14 protein-coding genes and 1 tRNA gene are annotated in these 17,640 nt (G+C 68.3%); 8 read left to right on the plus strand and 7 right to left on the minus strand.

What is annotated here, in order from left to right:
- Window positions 1-12 precede the first annotated feature (12 nt).
- From KCG34_RS01280 to KCG34_RS01310, 7 genes are all read left to right on the plus strand, one after another.
- Window positions 13-1,512 (plus strand): GumC family protein, encoded by a 1,500-nt coding sequence (locus KCG34_RS01280; RefSeq protein WP_211938603.1) that lies wholly within the window; start codon window positions 13-15, stop codon window positions 1,510-1,512.
- A 66-nt stretch (window positions 1,513-1,578) separates the two neighbouring features.
- Window positions 1,579-2,280: a P-loop NTPase family protein gene (locus KCG34_RS01285; RefSeq protein WP_211938604.1), complete on the plus strand. Its 702-nt coding sequence runs from the start codon at window positions 1,579-1,581 to the stop codon at window positions 2,278-2,280.
- Window positions 2,277-3,569: an O-antigen ligase family protein gene (locus KCG34_RS01290; protein WP_211938605.1), complete on the plus strand. Its 1,293-nt coding sequence runs from the start codon at window positions 2,277-2,279 to the stop codon at window positions 3,567-3,569. The genes KCG34_RS01285 and KCG34_RS01290 overlap by 4 nt, the downstream gene beginning before the upstream one ends.
- Window positions 3,570-3,928: 359 nt before the next feature.
- Window positions 3,929-4,396 (plus strand): peptidylprolyl isomerase, encoded by a 468-nt coding sequence (locus KCG34_RS01295; protein WP_211938606.1) that lies wholly within the window; start codon window positions 3,929-3,931, stop codon window positions 4,394-4,396.
- An 8-nt stretch (window positions 4,397-4,404) separates the two neighbouring features.
- Complete coding sequence (queA, locus tag KCG34_RS01300) at window positions 4,405-5,481, plus strand: tRNA preQ1(34) S-adenosylmethionine ribosyltransferase-isomerase QueA (protein ID WP_211938607.1); 1,077 nt, start codon at window positions 4,405-4,407, stop codon at window positions 5,479-5,481.
- Complete coding sequence (tgt, locus tag KCG34_RS01305; protein WP_211938608.1) at window positions 5,481-6,596, plus strand: tRNA guanosine(34) transglycosylase Tgt; 1,116 nt, start codon at window positions 5,481-5,483, stop codon at window positions 6,594-6,596. Before queA ends, tgt begins: the two co-directional genes overlap by 1 nt.
- A 73-nt stretch (window positions 6,597-6,669) precedes the next feature.
- Window positions 6,670-6,744, plus strand: a tRNA-Lys gene (locus KCG34_RS01310).
- A gap of 31 nt (window positions 6,745-6,775) precedes the next feature.
- On the opposite strand, the gene KCG34_RS01315 is transcribed toward KCG34_RS01310, so the two are convergent.
- From KCG34_RS01315 to KCG34_RS01330, 4 genes are all read right to left on the minus strand, one after another.
- Window positions 6,776-7,810, minus strand: a complete 1,035-nt coding sequence (locus tag KCG34_RS01315; protein ID WP_211938609.1) for a tetratricopeptide repeat protein — start codon at window positions 7,808-7,810, stop codon at window positions 6,776-6,778.
- 149 nt (window positions 7,811-7,959) lie between these two features.
- Window positions 7,960-8,403, minus strand: a complete 444-nt coding sequence (locus KCG34_RS01320) for a VOC family protein (RefSeq protein ID WP_211938610.1) — start codon at window positions 8,401-8,403, stop codon at window positions 7,960-7,962.
- Window positions 8,404-8,478: 75 nt separating this feature from the next.
- A complete protein-coding gene (locus KCG34_RS01325) occupies window positions 8,479-9,537 on the minus strand; it encodes an SIS domain-containing protein (protein WP_249138171.1) in 1,059 nt (352 codons plus the stop codon).
- 15 nt (window positions 9,538-9,552) lie between these two features.
- On the minus strand, window positions 9,553-10,299 hold the full coding sequence (locus KCG34_RS01330; protein ID WP_211938611.1) for a GntR family transcriptional regulator: 747 nt from the start codon (window positions 10,297-10,299) through the stop codon (window positions 9,553-9,555).
- A gap of 302 nt (window positions 10,300-10,601) precedes the next feature.
- Here KCG34_RS01330 and KCG34_RS01335 point away from each other — a divergent pair, with 302 nt between their 5' ends.
- Window positions 10,602-11,717: an acyltransferase family protein gene (locus KCG34_RS01335; RefSeq protein WP_211938612.1), complete on the plus strand. Its 1,116-nt coding sequence runs from the start codon at window positions 10,602-10,604 to the stop codon at window positions 11,715-11,717.
- Here the strand turns inward: KCG34_RS01335 and KCG34_RS01340 are convergent.
- The 3 genes from KCG34_RS01340 to ptsP all read right to left on the minus strand — a co-directional run bounded on the left by KCG34_RS01340 (window position 11,714) and on the right by ptsP (window position 17,636).
- The gene (locus KCG34_RS01340) at window positions 11,714-13,303 is read right to left on the minus strand and encodes an MFS transporter (protein ID WP_211938613.1); all 1,590 of its coding nucleotides are present in this window, start codon (window positions 13,301-13,303) and stop codon (window positions 11,714-11,716) included. The two genes, KCG34_RS01335 and KCG34_RS01340, sit on opposite strands and share 4 nt — an antisense overlap.
- 62 nt (window positions 13,304-13,365) lie before the next feature.
- Entirely contained in the window at window positions 13,366-15,120 is a 1,755-nt protein-coding gene (gene nagE, locus KCG34_RS01345; RefSeq protein WP_211938614.1) for an N-acetylglucosamine-specific PTS transporter subunit IIBC, read from the minus strand.
- A gap of 2 nt (window positions 15,121-15,122) precedes the next feature.
- Window positions 15,123-17,636 (minus strand): phosphoenolpyruvate--protein phosphotransferase, encoded by a 2,514-nt coding sequence (gene ptsP, locus KCG34_RS01350; protein WP_211938615.1) that lies wholly within the window; start codon window positions 17,634-17,636, stop codon window positions 15,123-15,125.
- Window positions 17,637-17,640 lie beyond the last annotated feature (4 nt).

A 17,640-nucleotide genomic window follows, 5' to 3' on the forward strand; every position in this document is an offset into this window, starting at 1 on the left:
GCCTGGAATCGCATGACCTCCGCCGCCTGGCCATCGCAGACGCCCTATGCCGCGCCTCCGCGCGCAGGCGATGCCGTGCGGGTGCGGGTCCGCTACGACGCCGCCGACATAGCCGCGCTTCTGTGGCGCGAGTGGCCGCTGATGCTGACTGTGTTCCTGGGCCTCGCAGTCCTGGGCGTCGGCTTCGCCCTGACGCTGAAGACCGCCTATCCGGCGCAGTCCAGCATCCTGGTCCGGCTTGGCCAGGAATATGTCTACCAACCCTCGGTCGGCGACGCCGCCCGCGGCGCGGTGCCGGAAAACGACCAGGTGGTGCAGTCCGAGGTCGAGATCCTGTCGAGTCCGCAGCTGAAGCAGCTGGTGATCGGCCGCATCGGCCTGGCCACGCTCTATCCGAGCCTGGCCAGGGCGGCGAATTCCTCCGAGCCCGGCGCCCGCCAGGAGGCGATCGACAAGGCCGTTGGGGCGATGCAGAAGTCGCTGAAGATCGACACCGCGCCCGGCGCGCCTGTGGTCCGTCTCAGCTTCACCCACACCGACCCCGCGGTGGCGGCCCAGACCCTGAACACCCTGGTCGACCTCTATGTCGGCTACCGCCGCACGGTGCTCCTGGATCAGACCCAGCCGCTGGAGGACCAGCGCCGCACCTTCGAGGCGCGGCTGGCCCAGGCCGATGAGGCCTATGAGAACTTCCTCGGCAGCAACAATATCGGCGACTTCGAAGCGGAAAAGGCTTCGCTGGCCCAGCTTCAGGCCAGCCTGCAGCAGCAGAAGTTCGCCGCCGACGCGTCCTTGAAGGAAAAGCAGGGCCGGCTCGCCGCCCTCAGCGCCCAGGTGGGCCAGGTCGCGCCCGAGGTCGGGCTCTATCACGACCTCGATCACCAGGCGCAGGACAAGCTGACCGAGCTGAAGGTCCAGCGCGGCGCCCTGCTCAGCCGCTATCGCCCCGACGCCCAGCCGGTGCGGGACCTGGACAACCAGATCGCCGCCCTGGAGAAGGGGATCGGCGACGGCAGCCTGCAGGGCGAGGGCGCACGCCGCATGGGCGTGAATCCCGTCTATCAGACCGTGCAGGCGGACCGGCTGCAGATGGCCGCCGAGGTCGCCGCCCTGCAGCAGTCGTCCCGCGTCCTGGCGCAGCAGATCGAGCAGGTCACCGAGCGCCAGCTGCGCCTGGCCCAGCTGGAGCCGCAGTATCAGGACCTGTCGCGCGACCGCGACGTCCTGCAGAGCAATGTCCGCGACTTCACCGTCAAGGAGCAGCAGAGCCAGGCCGCCGCCGCCATCGCCCGGCAGAGCAACGACAATATCAGCATCGTCCAGCGGGCTACCCCGCCGGTGCAAGGCAAGAGCCTCAAGCGCCCGGTGATGCTGCTGGCGATCCTGATGGCCGCGTTCACCGCGGTCTGCGCCGGCCTCGTGCGGGTATTCCTGCGCCCGGGCCTTCCCTCGGCCGCCTCGGCCTCCAGGACCCTCGACCTACCGATCCTCGCCACCGCTGCGGCCAAGTGACCCTTGCGGGGAGCTGGGGACCGATATGCTAGAAACTGAGTTTCTCCGCGTGCGGCGATTCGAGTGATGGTGGATCTGACGTCTGAGATGGCCCAGCTCTGGGCCTCGCTGGGGCCGCCGCCCCCCGGACCGGCGCGGGTGATCCAGTTCATCGGCGCCCGCAGCGGGGAGGGGACCTCGACGGTCGCGCGAGAGTTCGCCCGTTTCGCCGCCGAGCGAACCCGCCGGGCGGTCTGGCTAGTGGACCTCGACTTCGCGGACTCCGGCCAGTACCGCGCCATCGCCGCCGAGCCGGAGCGCTTCGGCCCGTTGGGCGCCGCCGCCGCTGCTTCGCCGGACGGCTCCTGCTTCTTCACCGTCCAGCCGCCGGCGCGCGACGCCGAGGGCCGGGTCGTCGCCGACAGCCGCTATCTGGTCGCCCATCCGGTCGGCGGCTCCAAGCTTTGGGTGACCCGGTTCCGGCGCGAGCTGTTGCAGGCCGGGCAGGGCGTCGGGGTCGTCCAGGCGCCCGACTACTGGAACGCCCTGCGGCGCAACGCCGAACTGGTGGTGGTCGATGCTCCGGCTCTCGACCGGGCCCAGACCGGGCCGCTGGTGGCGCCGTTCATGGATTTCTCGGTCCTGGTGCTGGCCGAGGGCGGCGCGGAGGCCGGGGATGCGCTCGCCCTGAAGGCGGCGATCGAGGGCGCCGGCGGGCGCTGCGCCGGCATCGTCTTCAACCGCGTCAGCCTGCAGCCGCCCGGCTTCCTGAAGGCGGTGCTGAGATGACCTCGCCAGCCGTGGCCTGGCCGCCGCCGCAGGAAGCGGGCCTGCGCGCCGAGCCGCAGCCGCGATGGCGCACGGTGCTGGCCTTCGGCCTCTCGGTGCTGGTGCTGCTGACCTACAGCGGCGCCTGGGTCTCGCCCCTGATCGGCGAGCAGACCGATCCGGCCAGCTCGAACCTCGTGCGCAACCTCTATTTCCCGGCCTATGGCGCGACCATCGCGCTGGCGGCCCTGTGCTGGCGCGACGTGCTCAGGGTCCTGCTGCGCGAGCCGTTCCTGATCCTGCTGCTCTGCGTCGCCGCAGCCTCGACCGCCTGGTCGGTCGAACCGGACCAGACCCAAAGGCGGGTGATCGCCCTGGCCTTCACCACGCTCAGCGGGGTGGTGCTGGGCGCCCGATGGCGCTGGGCGCGGCTGGCGGAGGTGCTAGCGACCGCCTTCGCGATCCTGGCTTTGGCCTCATTGATTGCAGGCCTTTTCATCCCCTCGGTCGGACGCATGGCGGTGCTGTTCCCCGGCGCCTGGCGCGGCCTTTGGGACGAGAAGAACACGTTCGGCGCGGTGATGACCTTCGCCGTCCTGTTCTTCGGCGCTGCAGCGCTGTTCGCGCCGCGGCGCGCCCTGCTCTGGGGACTGATGGCCGCGGTCGGCCTCGCCCTGATCCTGCTGTCGACTTCTAAGACCTCGTTGCTGGCCCTGTTCCTGGGGCTCGGCATGATGGGGTTCGTGCTTCTGGCCCGGCGCGGCGGCGCGGTGACAGTGGTCGCTGTCTACGGCGCGGTGCTGCTGGCGGTCACCCTGGGCGCAGCGCTGTGGCTGGCGCCGGACGTATTCCTGGCCCTGCTGGGCAAGGACGCCACACTGACCGGCCGCACGAGGATCTGGGCCGGCATCATGCGCCAGATTCGCCTGAGGCCCGTGCTGGGCTATGGCTATGGCGCGGTGTGGAACGAGACCGGCAATTGGGGGCCGCTGGCCAAGATCACCAAGGAGGCCGGCTTCGTCGCTCACCACGCGCACAACAGCTGGCTGGAGCAATGGCTGGGCCTGGGCCTCGTCGGCCTCTGGACCTGGGCGGCCTACTACTGCATGGCGCTGGGGCGAGCGGTCTGGGCGGTGTTCACCAGCCGCGGCGCGCTTCTCGCCTTCCCGTTCCTGATGGTCTACAGCCTGATCAGCCTCAGCGAGAGCGTGGCGGTGGTCTATAACGACCTGCGCTGGGTGCTGTTCGTCTGCCTGGCGGCGCGGCTGGCCTTGCCGCAGAGCGGGCCCGAAGCCGAATCCCGGCCCTGAAAACGAAAAAGGCCCCGTGGGGGGCCTTGTCGTTTGAAGAACGCCACGGCGGGCCGGGCCCACCGCGACGCTCGACAATGTCAGCGAAGTGGCCGACGTCTCAGCTAAGGGTTTGATCCTTAACGGAGTTTACCAGCGACTCCGCGTGATGACATTGAGACACTGGATCACCTCCTTTCAGCTGTTGAACAGGGACTCCGAATCTAGGCCTCGACTCGGCGTCTTTAAAGCCCAATCGGCGGTCGAAGTGACGCAGGCGGGAATTTTGCGCGAATATTGGAATGCGTCGGCTGGGGGTTACGCGGGCCGCGGCAGGGGCTAAAAGGAGCGCCGAATTGCCATCTGAGAAGAAGTGAGCCATGGCCGCCGATCCCGAAAACACCCTGATCCTGACCCTCGACACCGGCCCGGTGGTGATCGACCTGCGTCCTGACCTAGCGCCGGGCCATGTCGAGCGCATCAAGGAGCTGGCCCGCGAAGGCTTCTATGATGGCGTGGTGTTCCATCGGGTGATCCCCGGCTTCATGGCCCAGGGCGGTGATCCGACCGGGACCGGCCGCGGCGGCTCCGACAAGCCGGACCTCAAGGCGGAGTTCTCCAAGGAGCCGCACCTGCGCGGGGTGTGCTCCATGGCCCGCACCAACGACCCGCACTCGGCCAACAGCCAGTTCTTCATCTGCTTCGACGACGCCACCTTCCTGGACAACCAGTACACGGTCTGGGGCGTGGTCAGCCAAGGCATGGAGAACGTCGACGCCCTGCCCAAGGGCGAGCCGCCGCGCACCCCAGGCAAGATCGTCACCGCCCGGGTGGCGTCGGACGTCTAGCCGCCGTCTTGCTGGTCTCCGACTTCGATTTCGAGCTGCCTGACGACCGCATCGCGCTGAGGCCCGCCGAGCCGAGGGACAGCGCGCGGTTGCTCGTGGTGCGGCCGGGGGACGGGCTGGAAGATCGCATCGTCCGCGATCTGCCGGACTTCCTGCGCCCCGGCGACGCCCTGGTGTTCAACGACACCAAGGTGATCCCGGCTAGGCTGAACGGAACGCGCGAGCGCGACGGCTCGGTGGTAGCGGTCGAGGCGACCCTGCATCAGCGCAAGGCGCCGCATCGTTGGACCGCCTTCATGAAGCCGGGCAAGCGGCTGAAGGTCGGCGATCGGGTGCGGTTCGGCGAGACCAGCGACCGCGCCTGTTTCCTGGGCGCGCTGGACGCGACGGTGGAGGCCAAGGGCGAGGGCGGCGAGGTCACTCTGGCCTTCGACCTCTCGGGCCCCGATCTCGACATGGCCATAGCCGAGCGGGGCGAGATGCCCCTGCCGCCCTATATCGCCGCCAAGCGCGGCGAGGACGAGCGCGACCGGGCCGACTACCAGACCGTCTACGCCCGGCTGGATGGCTCGGTGGCGGCTCCCACCGCCGGCCTGCACTTCACGCCGGGGCTGATGGCGGCGTTGGAGGCCAAAGGCGTCAGCCTGCACTTCGTCACCCTGCACGTGGGCGCCGGCACCTTTCTGCCGGTCAAGACCGAGGTGGTGGCCGAGCATCGCATGCACGCCGAATATGGCGAGGTGCCCGCCCATGTCGCCGAGGCCCTGAACGCGGCGCGCGCCGCCGGCGGCCGCATCGTCTGCGTCGGCACGACCTCGCTGCGCCTGCTTGAGAGCGCGACGGGTAAGGACGGTGTCATCCGCCCCTTTGCAGCCGAGACGGCGATCTTCATCACCCCGGGCTATCGCTTCCGCGCCGCCGACGTGCTGATGACCAACTTCCACCTGCCGCGCTCGACCCTGTTCATGCTGGTCAGCGCCTTTGCTGGGCGGGAGACGATGCGCGAGGCCTACGCCCACGCCATCGCCAGCGGCTATCGCTTCTATTCCTACGGCGACGCCAGCCTGCTATTCCGCCGCCCCTGATGGCGGCATTCCCTTTCCAGATCAAAGCGACCGACGGCGCCGCCCGCACGGGCGCGCTCACGACCTCACGCGGCGAGATACGCACACCGGCCTTCATGCCGGTGGGCACCGCAGCCACGGTCAAGGCGCTGACCGTCGACCAGGTGCGCTCCACCGGCGCCGACATCATCCTGGGCAACACCTATCACCTGATGCTGCGCCCGACCGCCGAGCGCATCCACAGGCTCGGCGGTCTGCACAGATTCATGCGCTGGGACGGCCCGATCCTGACCGATTCCGGCGGCTTCCAGGTGATGTCCCTGTCCAAGATCAGCAAGGTCACGGAAGAGGCGGTCACCTTCCAGAGCCATATCGACGGCTCCAAACACAAGCTCAGCCCCGAACGCTCGATCGAGATCCAGGCCGACCTCCTGGGCTCGGACATCGTCATGCAACTCGACGAATGCGTCTCCTGGCCCGCGGAGCACAGCCGGGCGGCCAAGGCAGTGGGACTCTCGGCCCGCTGGGGCGCCCGCTGCAAGGCGGCGTTCGGCGAGCGCGAGACCCAGGCCCTGTTCGGCATCCAGCAGGGCTCGACCTTCGCCGACCTGCGCCGCGAATCCTCCGAGCGCCTGGTCGAGATAGGTTTCGACGGCTACGCCCTGGGCGGCTTGGCGGTCGGCGAGGGGCACGAGGCCATGTGCGAGGTCTTGGACTATGCGCCGGGCCTCCTGCCCGCCGATCGGCCGCGCTACCTGATGGGCGTGGGCAAGCCGGTCGATCTCGTGGAGGCGGTCGCCCGCGGCGTCGACATGTTCGACTGCGTCCTGCCCACCCGCTCCGGCCGCCACGGCCAGGCCTGGACCTGGGAAGGGCCGATCACCCTGAAGAATGCGCGCTTTGCGGAAGACTACACCCCGCTCGACCCAGGCAGCGACTGCCCCGCTAGCCGCGACTATTCCAAGGCCTATCTGCACCACCTGGTGAAGGCCGAGGAGATCCTGGGCCAGGTGCTGCTGTCCTGGCACAACATCGCTTTCTTCCAGGCCCTGATGGCCGCCATGCGCGCCGCCATCACCGAGGGCCGCTTCGAAGCTTTCCGCAAAGCCTTCCACGAACGCCACGGGACCGCATGAGCCCTTGCCGCAGGAGGCGCGCCCGACTATGGTCCGCGCCGCTTTCGGGCGCCCAACTGGGTCCGCCGCTAGCGGGCCGGTAGCTCAGCGGTAGAGCATTCGACTTTTAATCGAATGGTCCTGGGTTCGATTCCCAGCCGGCCTACCACTACAAACAATTTCCAGAAGAAATTCAGCCCCTAAGGAGCGAGGCCGAAGGGCTTGGCGTCCGCTGGGATGCGGGGATTGATCGCTACCGCCGACGCAATATCGGCGCCTCCCTCAGCCATTTCACCTTTCCGACGCCGGGCCATGCCTCGAAGGAACAAGGCCCGGCCATTGCGCGGTTCAGATTGAATGACCACGTTCACTGCATTGATCGAGTCGTCTATGCGATTCAGTCGGTAGTAGACGAGCGCCCTATCGAGAACGGCTTCGGTCCCACCCGAGGAAATACGTACAGCGTCATCGCAGTCTTTCAACGCAGCATTGAGCAGATCTTGGCGCATCACTTTCGTAAGACAGCGATCCTCCAATGCGTCCACAGCATCCGGCTTTGAATTGAGCACTCGATCAAAGGCTTCTATCGCGGCGTCGATCTTGCCGCTATCTCTCAAGGCAAGGCCCTTTACAATCACAGCTCGTTCATCCGAGCCTAAGCGTATCGCAGTGTCAAAATCACTGATGGCGGCTTCAAAAGCCTTTAGCCTATAGCGAGCTACGCCACGATCAAAGTACGCGTTGTGTTGACCGGGTTCGATCGCGACAGCCTCGTCATAGTCCTGTATGGCGCGTTCAAATTGTTGGAGAGCCTGGTAGGATTCGGCCCGACCGAGAAGGACATGGTAAACTTGATCTAAACTATTGCCTTTTTGATGAAATATATAGTAAGCATTGTTGTAGTTTTTAATGGAATCGTCGAATTTCCTGTCGGCTTCTAGAGATTTCCCCAGATTATTGTATGCTTCAGCGAAATCTGGTATCAGTGAAATTGCTTTTTTTAAATCTGATATTCCCTGTTCTATGCGGTTTAATTCAACTTCGCTAACGCCGCGGTTGTTGAAAGCCCAGGCTGCGCTTGCGCCCTTTCGAGAGTCTATGATCGTTGAACACGCCGCAATTTCCTGCTCTGGCGTAACGCTAGGCCCTCCGTTGCAAGCAGTTTCTTCGGGCGAGCCAGCCAGCGCCGGGAAGCCTACGGCTACACTCGCTCCAACAATTGCGCAGGCCGCCAAGAGGCTGCATAGTGCTGCATGCGAATTCAGCCCTAGTGGGCGTGTCATTGCGGGTCCTCGCGCACCTTCCTGAGCGGCACAATAGCTAAACTCGCGCGATAGCAAAGCTTCGGAGCGTCGCTATGCGCGATGCGCGCCGTTGCTTCGCCTCACTTCCGCTTCGGCTCCCACAGTTCGATCTTCACGCCGTCGGGATCGAGGATCCAGGCAAAGCGGCCGTTGGGTTCGTTGTCGTCGCGCTTCAGGATGGCGACGCCGTGGCGTTTCAGGCGTTCGGCCATGGCGTCGAGGTCGTCGACCGAAAGGTCGATCATGAAAGGCTGGCTCGATGGGGCGAAATAGTCGGTCGAGCCGGGAAACGCGTTCCAGACGCTGACCGGCGGATGGCCGGGCGCGTCATATTTCAGCACAGCGCCGCCCCAGGGTTCCAATTCGACGCCCAAAACATCACGGTACCAAGCGGCCAGCGCCTTCGGGTCCTTGCTCTTGACGAAAATCCCGCCGATGCCGGTCACGTGGCCCGGCTCGGCGGCCCGACTGATGGGCGCAAGCGCCAGACCGCCAAGCAGGACTAGCGTCAGCACCTTGCCCATGCAGGCCTCCCGTGATCGCCGCGAAGGCCCAGATCAACAGATCGCTGCAGCCTCTGCAACCGGCTGGCGAGCCGCCTACACCGTCTCCGTCACCTTGTTAAGGTGCGGCGGGCGGTCGGGGTCGAAGCCACGAGCGACGGAGAGGGCGTTGGCCATGCGGTAGAAGCTCTGCACCATCACGATCGGGGCTATGGCCGCGTCCGCGCCGGGCGAGGGCAGGGCGGTGACGCCGGCCTGGGGGCTGGCGCCGGCGGCAAGGACCGTGGCGCCGCGACCGGCGAACTCGGCCAGCAGTTCATCGACGCCGGCCAGGGATTCGTCATTTTGAGCGAAGGCGAGGATCGGAAAGCCGGGGCCGACCAGGGCCATGGGGCCGTGGCGCACTTCGGCGGCGCTGAAGGCCTCGGCGTGCAGGCCGCAGGTCTCCTTGAACTTCAGGGCCGCCTCCTGGGCGACGCCGAAGCCGACGCCGCGGCCGATCACGAACAGGTTGTGGGCCGACTTCAGCGCCTTGACGCCGGCGCTCCAGTCCTGGGCCCAGGCCGCTTCCAGCTGCTCCGGCAAGCTATTCAGCGCCTGCATCAGGCCCGCATCTTCGGTCCAGGCGGCCACCAGATGGGTGATGGCGCTGAGGGCGGCGATATAGGACTTGGTGGCGGCGACGCTCAGCTCGGGTCCTGCGCGCAGCGGCACGACCGCGTCGGCCAGGGCGGCCAGGGGCGAATCCTCGACATTGACCAGGGCGACGACGAAGCCGCCGGCGGCCTTGGCCGCGGTGGCGGCTTGCAGGAGGTCCGGGCTCTTGCCGGATTGCGAGACGGCCAGGCACACCACCCCGGCCATGCCGACATTGCCGTCATAGAGCGAGGTGACCGAGGGCGCGGCCGATGCGGTCATCAGGCCCAGGCGTGTCTCGATCAGGTACTTGGCGAAGGTGCAGGCGTGGTCGGAGCTGCCGCGGGCGATGGTGGCCACGGCGCGGGGCTTGAGGCTGCGAAGCCTGGCCGCCAGGGCTTGGACCGCGGCTCCGTTGGCGTCGATCTGGGCGCGGACCACGCCGGCCGCTTCCGCCGCCTCGGCGAACATGCGGGTGGATTCCGGGGCCGGGACCTTGGGCTTTACCAACGCAACCATCTCCAACAAGCGATCCTATGAAGTGAGCGAATTCAGCTCGGCGACGAAGTCGTAGGCGTCGCCGCGGTAATAGGATTGCGTGAACTCCACCGGCCGTCCGTCCTTCAGGAAGCCGCGGCGTTCGATCAAAAGCCCGGCGGACTTGTCCGGCACGCCCATCATCTCGGCCTGCTCGGGCGTGAACAGCACAGCGCGCAGGCGCTGAAGGGCGCGGACCGGCCGCGCGCCGTGCTTTTCCAGGGCGCCGTAGAGCGAGCTTTCCACCACCTCAGGCGAGGGCAGGCAGAAGCCGGGTACGGTGGAATACTCCAGCGCCATGGGCGCCCCGTCGGCGAAGCGGATGCGGTTGAAGCGATAGACGGGAGTACCGGGCGACAGGCCCAGGGTCATGGACTCCTCCGGCGTCACCGCGCCCGTGGAGCGGCTCAGCCAGACGCTGTGCGGCGTGCGCCCGCGGCTGATCATGTCCTCGGAGAAGGAGGACAGCTTGGAGAAGTTCTTCTCTACCCGGGCGGCGACAAAGGTGCCGGCGCCCTGGCGGCGGGTCAGAAGCCCGTCATTGACCAGCCCGTCCAGGGCCTTGCGCACGGTGATGCGCGAGATCTGGAATTCCTCGGCCAGGTCGCGCTCGGGGGGCAGGGCTTCGTCGGGGGCCAGGCGCTTGTCGGCGATGGCGTCGCGCAGGGCGCGCTGCAGTTGCTGATAGAGCGGCGCGCGGCTCTGTTCGTCCAGCGGGCCGATGATATCGGTAAACGACGCCAAGGCTCTAGGTTCCTGTTCGTTCGCGCCGCCGAAGCGATGCGGGATGGGTTATGCCACACCGGCCTACCATTGTCATACCAATATTCGAATTGGTTCGTAATTGGTTTACATGGGCCGGGATGACGGCTAAGTCTGATACCGACGATCTATGACACGCTTTGGTCGCCGCGCCGCCGCTGGACACGTCCAAGCTAGGCGCCCTGGAGGCCCGGTTCAACGCGGCGAAGACCGCATGGCGGACGGAACTGAACCGGCAGGGTAAGGCCGTAGCCGATTCGGACCGAACCGCGAGGAGAACGAAGTTGGCGCAAGGCCAGAGCGGACGGCTTCTATCCCTGGATCTTTTGCGCGGCCTGACCGTGATCGGCATGATCCTGGTCAATTCTGCGGCTTACCTCCAATCCCTGGGCGGATTTCCGGCCTATCCTGTGCTGCTGCACTCGGCCTGGGCCGGCTATACAGCTGCGGACGCGGTGTTTCCGGCCTTTATCATCATGGTCGGGGTGTCGATCGCGGCCTCGATGGCGCCAGTCAAGGCGACGGGCGAAGCTTCGGCAGGAATGATCGGTCAGGTCGGCCTGCGATCGCTGCGCCTGATCGCCTTCGGCCTGCTGATCAGCAACATCTACTGGCTGGCGGATTTTGACCACAACCACTGGCGCGCCTTCGGCGTGCTGCAGCGGATCGGCCTGACCTTCTTCGCCACGGCCCTGATCTACCTCTACGCCGCGCCACGGGCGCGCCTTGTGCTCGCCGCGATCCTGCTGCTGGCCTATTGGCCTTTGACCCTCCTGCCTTGTCCGGATGGGATCCCGACGGACCTCAACGCGGTCGGCGCCAATTTCGTCTCCTGGACCGAGCGGGCTTTCCTCGGCGTCCACGCCTATCGCACCGGGCCGCACGGCTATGATCCGGAGGGCCTGCTAGGCGTCGTTCCGAGTATCGCCCAGGCGCTGATCGGCGTCGCCGCCGGCGAGTGGCTGCTGGCCAAGGGGCGTACGAGCACGACCGTGATAGGCCTCGCCGCCGCCGGCGCAGCCCTGACCCTCGCCGGCCTGGCCTGGGGCCTGGTCTTCCCGCCAGTCAAGGCGCTCTGGACCTCGAGCTATGTGCTGCTCTCCAGCGGGCCGGCGCTGCTGGCGCTGGCCGGACTCTACGCGGCCTTCGACCTGAAAGGCTGGCGCGTCTGGGGCGCGGGCTTTGTCCTGGCCTTCGGGGTCAACGCCATCTTCGCCTATGTGCTGCACGAGCTGGCCTCGATCGTGCTGGAGGCCGAGGCGGCGCGATGGCTTTTCGCTCAGGGCGCGCGCATCCTGCCGCCCGAAGCGGCCTCGCTGGTCCCGGTCGCGGCCTTCATCGCCGCCATATGGCTGCCGGTGGGCTATCTCTATCGGCGCGGCTGGATCGTAAAGATCTAGGCGGTCTCCAGGACTTCGAGGCCGTCTGCGCCAGTATCCGCCAGGGCTCGCCCGCGGGTCTCTCGGCCGAACACGCCCACGAGCACGGCCGAGGCCGCCACAGGCGCGGCGATCATCCAGGCGGCGACGCCGAGCGGCGGGGCCAGGGCGGCGAGGCTGAGGCCCTGGGCGATCAGGCCGCCCGCCTTGCTGGCGCTGGCCACCCAGCCTGAACCGCGGCCGCGCACATGCAGGGGATAGGTCTCCGCCGAATAGGGTAGCAGCACCGCGATCACCCCGTTGGCGCCGACGATCAGGAGTGCGATCGGCAGCACCGGTGTGGCGAACAGGCCGGTGTGCGCGCCGGTCTCCAGCCGCAGGATTCCGGCGAGGCCGAGCGCCGAAACGATCAGCATGGCGATCAGCGCGCCCTTGGTGCTCCACCGGCTGTAGATCAGGGCCGCGACGCCTACGGTCGGGAGGGCTATGAACGAGGACACGGCGATCAGGTGGCTGGCGACCGCGGCGCTGTAGCCCTTGGCCTGCAGATCGGCCGGCAGCCACAGCAGCAGGCCGAAATTGATCAGGCCCCAGGCCAGGCCGGTCACCGTGAGGGCGCAGGTGACGCCCCAGACGCCGAGCGGCAAGCCCTGATGCCGGGCCGGCGCGGCGCCGGCCCCGATCACGACGTCGCGCAGGGTCGAGCCGAACCGGGCGAGAACGGCCCTGGCCTCCTCGCGCCGGCCGTGCAGGATCAGGAACTTGGGCGATTCCGGGACGAAGCGCTTGAGGAAGATGAGGATTGCGCCGGTCGGCAGGTTGAGGAACCACAGGATGCGCCAGCCGAAGTGGCCGATCAGCAGGCTCGAGGCGCCGCTGGCCGCGAGATAGCCGCCGACAAGGCCGACGCCGCCCACGAGCACCAGCGCCCAGCCGCGGTGGCGAGCAGGGATGGTCTCGGCCAGGAGAGTATAGGCGATCGGCATCAGTCCGCCGGCCGAGGCCCCCATCATGAAGCACATGACGAGGTTCCAGACGAACGAGGGCATGGCGCCGCAGATGGCCGTGCCCATGAACATGATGGCGGCCAGAAGAATGGTGGCGCGGCGGCCATAGCGGTCGGCCAGCACGCCCCACACCAGTGATCCGACCACAGTTCCCACCAGCGCCACGAACGGCAGCATCGCCTCGGCGGCCTTGGTGATCCCGTATTCCTTGGTCACCCCCTGGGCGACGAAGCCGAGGGTGGCCGGCTTCATGGTGTCGACGATCAGGGCGATGGCGAGCGTGATCATCAGCGCGATGTGCTCGCGGTTCAGCTTCACCGCCTCGTCGGTCTCGACCACCAGGTCGTGACCCTTGGCCACGTGGTCGCCTGGCGGCGGCAAGAGGCCGAAGCCGGCGACGAGCGTGCCGCCGATGATCAGGCCCATGCCGATCTGCATGCCGAGGTCCATCTGCATGCCGGCCATTTCGTAGTTCATCGACGCGCAGGCCAGGAACATGGGGATGTGCAGGCCGACGCCGACCGCGACGGCTGCGCAGCCGCCCCAGAACGCCAGGTTCTTGCCGAGATTCGAAACCGCAAACGCCCTGAAGGCCGACATCAATGCTTCCCCCTACGGAAGGCTATCCGTCTACACCATGGCGTGGGGGAGCGGGAGCCCGTCTATGACACCGCTACCAGATTTCTCAGGGCCTCCGCCAGGGCCTCGGCGTCGGGTCCCAGGATCACGTGCAGGCTTGCGTTCCCTGGCCTGACCAGACCCCGCGAACCCAGCCGGCGCAGGGCGGCCTCGTCGATGGCGGCGATGTCGGCGACGATCAGCCGCAGCCGGCTGGAGCAGGTGGTGACGGCCTTCAGGTTGGAGGGGCCGCCTAGGGCGGCCAGCAGCGGCGCGGCGTCGAGCTTCCTGACCGGCTGCGCCGCCTGTGCGGGCGCAACAGGTGCGGCCGCCTGCAGGGTGAGGCCGCCCAGACTGTCGCGCATCTCGCGGGCCACTTCGTCGGCGATCGGGCCCACGACCACCTGCAGGTCGCGGGCGGAGGGGCGGATGAAGCCACGGGCGCCCAGGGCCTTCAGGCCCGGCTCGTCGATGGCGCCCTGGTCGTGCACCACCAGGCGAAGGCGGGTGGTGCAGGCGTCGATCGAGGCCAGGTTGCCGGCCCCGCCGAGCGCGGCGACGAAGGCCGCGCCGCGGCCGCCCGCGGCCACCTTGACCGGCGCGGCGACCGCCTCGTCCTCGCGCCCGGGGGTCTTCAGGTCGAAGCGCTGGATGAAGAAGCGGAACAGGCCGTAGTAGAGGGCGAAATAGGCCAGGCCCACCGGCAGCAGCCACAGCGGCCGGCTGGCCAGCTTGAAGTTCAGCACATAGTCGAACACGCCGGCCGAGAAGCTGAAGCCCAGCTTGATGTGCAGCGCGTCCATCAGCGCCATCGCAGCGCCGGTCAGGATCGCATGCAGGGCGAACAGCACCGGGGCCAGGAACATGAAGGTGAACTCGATCGGCTCGGTTACCCCGGTCAGAAAGGCTGTCAGGGCCAGCGAGGCCAGCATGCCCCCCACCGCCTTGCGCCGCTCGGGTTTGGCGGTGTGGTACATGGCCAGGCACGCCGCCGGCAGGCCGAACATCATCACCGGGAAGAAGCCGGACATGAACGCCCCGGCGCCGGGATCGCCGGCGAAAAAGCGGTTCAGGTCGCCCGTGGCCCCGTGATAGTCGCCCAGCACGAACCAGGCGATGTTGTTCAGGATGTGGTGCAGGCCGGTGACAATCAGGATCCGGTTCAGCACGCCATAGGCGAACAGGCCCAGCGGCCCGGCCGCCACCACCGCCCGGCTCAGGCCGTCGACCGTATGGTCCAGCCAGGTCCAGCTCTTTCCGAACACGAAGGCCAGGGCTAGGCCGGCCAGGCCGCTGACGATCGGCACGAACCGCCGGCCCCCGAAGAAGGCCAGGTAGTCGGGCAGCTTCATCGTCCCGAAGCGATTGTAGAAATCGCCTGCGATCAGGCCAGAGAGGATGCCGATCGGCACGCTGAGCTTGAACACCGAGGCGTTTCGGAAATCGGCCGTCACGAGGCCTTGCAGCTTGGTCGAGAGGCCGGCCAGCAGCTCGGGCGGCGGTGCGATCAGCGTCTTGGCCCCATTGGTCGCGACCAGGAAGCAGACTACCCCGGCCAGGCCGGCCGCGCCGTTGCCGTCCTTGGCGAAACCGACGGCCACGCCGATGGCGAAGAGAAGGCCCAGGTTGTGGAAGATGGCGTCGCCGGCTGCGGCGATGAACGGCTGGCCGCCGAACACGTCCGGCTGGCCGAGGCGGAGCAGAAGGCCGGCGACCGGCAGCACGGCGATCGGCAGCATCAGCGAGCGGCCCAGGGGCTGCAAAGCGCCGATGATGGAGGTCGGGCGGGTCTCGGCCATGTTCAGTTACCTCCGGCTGGGGCCAGGGCGCGGACGGCGGCGGGCGAGGCCTGGGCCAAGGCCCGTTCGGCCAGCTCGCGACAGGCGGCCAAGGTCAGGGAGCGAACCAGGGCCTTGACCTCGGGGATGGCGCTGGGCGTGGCCGACAGTTCGGTGACGCCGAGGCCGATCAGGATCGGCACGGCGGCGAGGTCGGAGGCCAGGCCGCCGCAGACCCCGACCAGCCGACCATAGCGGGCGCCGCCCTCGGCCGCCTTGCCGATCAGGCGCAACACGGCAGGGTGCAGGCTATCGACCTGCGCCGCCAACAGCGGATTTCCGCGGTCCATGGCCAGGGTGTATTGGGCCAGGTCATTGGTGCCGATGGAGAGGAAGTCGGCCTCGGCGGCGAGGAGGTCGGCGCTGATCGCCGCGGCCGGGGTCTCGACCATGATCCCGAGCTGAACCGGCTCGGCCACCCCGAGCGCCAGGCGCTCTTCGTCCAGGATCGCCCGGACCCGGCGCAGTTCGTCCAAGCTCGCGACCATCGGCAGCATGATGCGGCACTGGCCGCGCGGCTCGACCCGCAGCACGGCCCGCAGCTGGGCGCGCAGCAGTTCTGGCTTCCAGAAGCCGACCCGAAGGCCGCGAAGGCCGAGCGCCGGATTCTCCTCCGGCGGGATCGGCAGATAGTCGACCGGCTTGTCGCCGCCGATGTCCAGGGTGCGCAGGATCAGCGGCCGGCCGGCGAGGGCTGTGGCGATGGCCTGATAGCTGGCAGCCTGCTCGTCCTCGCTGGGCGCCTGGCTCCGCTCCATGAACAGGAACTCGGTGCGCAGCAGGCCACAGCCTTCCGCGCCGGCCGCGACCGCGGCATGGGCGTCGGCCTCGGAGCCCAGGTTGGCGAACACTTCGATGCGCACGCCGTCGGCGGTGGCGCAGTCAGCGTGGGCGGCGGCCTGGGCGGCTTCGCGGCGCGCCCGGCGGGCGGCGAGGGCGGCCTGGGTCTGTTCCAACTCGGCCTGGCCGGGCGCGATGCGCAGCAGGCCGGAATCGGCGTCCAGCACCAGCGGTGTGCCGTCGGAAATGGCGGTGACGCCGGGGCCCGCCGCCACCAGCGCCGGCAGGCCCATGGCCGCGGCCAGGATGGCCACATGCGAAGTCGGTCCGCCGCGGGCGGTGCAGATTCCGGCCAGCTGGCCGGGCTCCAGCCCGATCAGCTGGGACGGCAAGAGGTCGTCGGCCAGAAGGATCGCGCCACGCGGCAGGATCGCCGCCCGCTCGGGCTCGCCGGTTATGGCCACCAGCACCTGGCGCTCCAGGTCCAGCAGGTCGTCGACCCGTTCGGCCAGCCGGGCGTCGCCGACGCCGCGCAGGGCGGCCACATAGCCGCCGACCGCGTCGCGCCAGGCCTGGCCGGCGCTGGCCCCGTCCTGGACTCGCTGGCGCGCCTGGCCGGTGAGTTCGGGGTCCTCCAGGAAGGCGAGGTGGGCGCCCAGTATGGCGCGGTGGCTGCGTGGGGCGGTCTCGGCCTGGGCCGACAGGCGCTGGCCGACCTGGACCAGGGCGGCTTCCAGGGCGGCTGTCTCTGCGGGAACGCCGCGCCCGGTCGGATCGACGGCGATCTCGGGCGTCACTAGCCGGGCGGCGATACCGATGGCGAGGCCGGGCGCCGCCTTGACGCCGCGCAGCTCGACCAGCGGGCCATCGGGCATGGGCGCCTCGATAGGGGGTTCTGGCTCTGTGTGGACAGGCGCCGGTCCCTTGGGGGCCAGTTCGCCCATGCCGCTCTCGATCAGGGCCGCCAGGGCGTCCAGCGCCGCAGCCGCGTCGGGACCCTGGGCGCTCAGGGTGATGGGGTCGTGCAGGCGCACGCCCAGGGTCAGGATCGAGACCGGGCTCTTGGCGTTGCTGCGCCGGTCGTGGGCGATCACGGCGAGATCGGCCTCGAAGCTCTGCGCCAAGGCCGCCAGCCGCGCCGCCGGGCGGGCGTGCAGGCCGTGCGCCAGGGGGACGATCAGGTGGCGCACAAGCGCGGCCTCGGCTGGAGGGGCGCTCTCCGCGTTGGTTGCGCTGGCCGCGGCGCGCAGGATCATGAGCGGCTGGCCGATCTCGATCTCGCGGTCCTGGGTCCGCTCGACAATGGAGAAGCCGTCGCCATTGGTGACGATGATCGGCGTCAGCAGGCTTCGCGCGCGCTGGGCCAGAAGGTCGATGTCGAAGCTGATCAGCGGGTCGCCGGGCGCCACGGTTTGGCCATCGCGGACATGGACCTCGAAGCCCTCGCCGCCCAGCCCGACGGTCTCCAGGCCGATATGGATCAAGAGTTCGGCGCCGCCCTCGGCCGCCAGGGTCACAGCATGGCGGGTGTGGTGCACGCTGATCACCCGGCCGGCGCAGGGCGCCACCAAGGTCGAGCCGGTAGGGTCGATGGCTAGGCCGTCGCCCATCAGCCGGCCGGAGAACACGGGATCGGGCGCCTCGTCCAGGGGAGCGACCCAGCCCTGGAGCGGGGCGAGCAGGATCAGGTCGGGCATGGGA

The organism is Phenylobacterium montanum (assembly GCF_018135625.1).
Lineage (GTDB): Bacteria > Pseudomonadota > Alphaproteobacteria > Caulobacterales > Caulobacteraceae > Poindextera > Poindextera montana.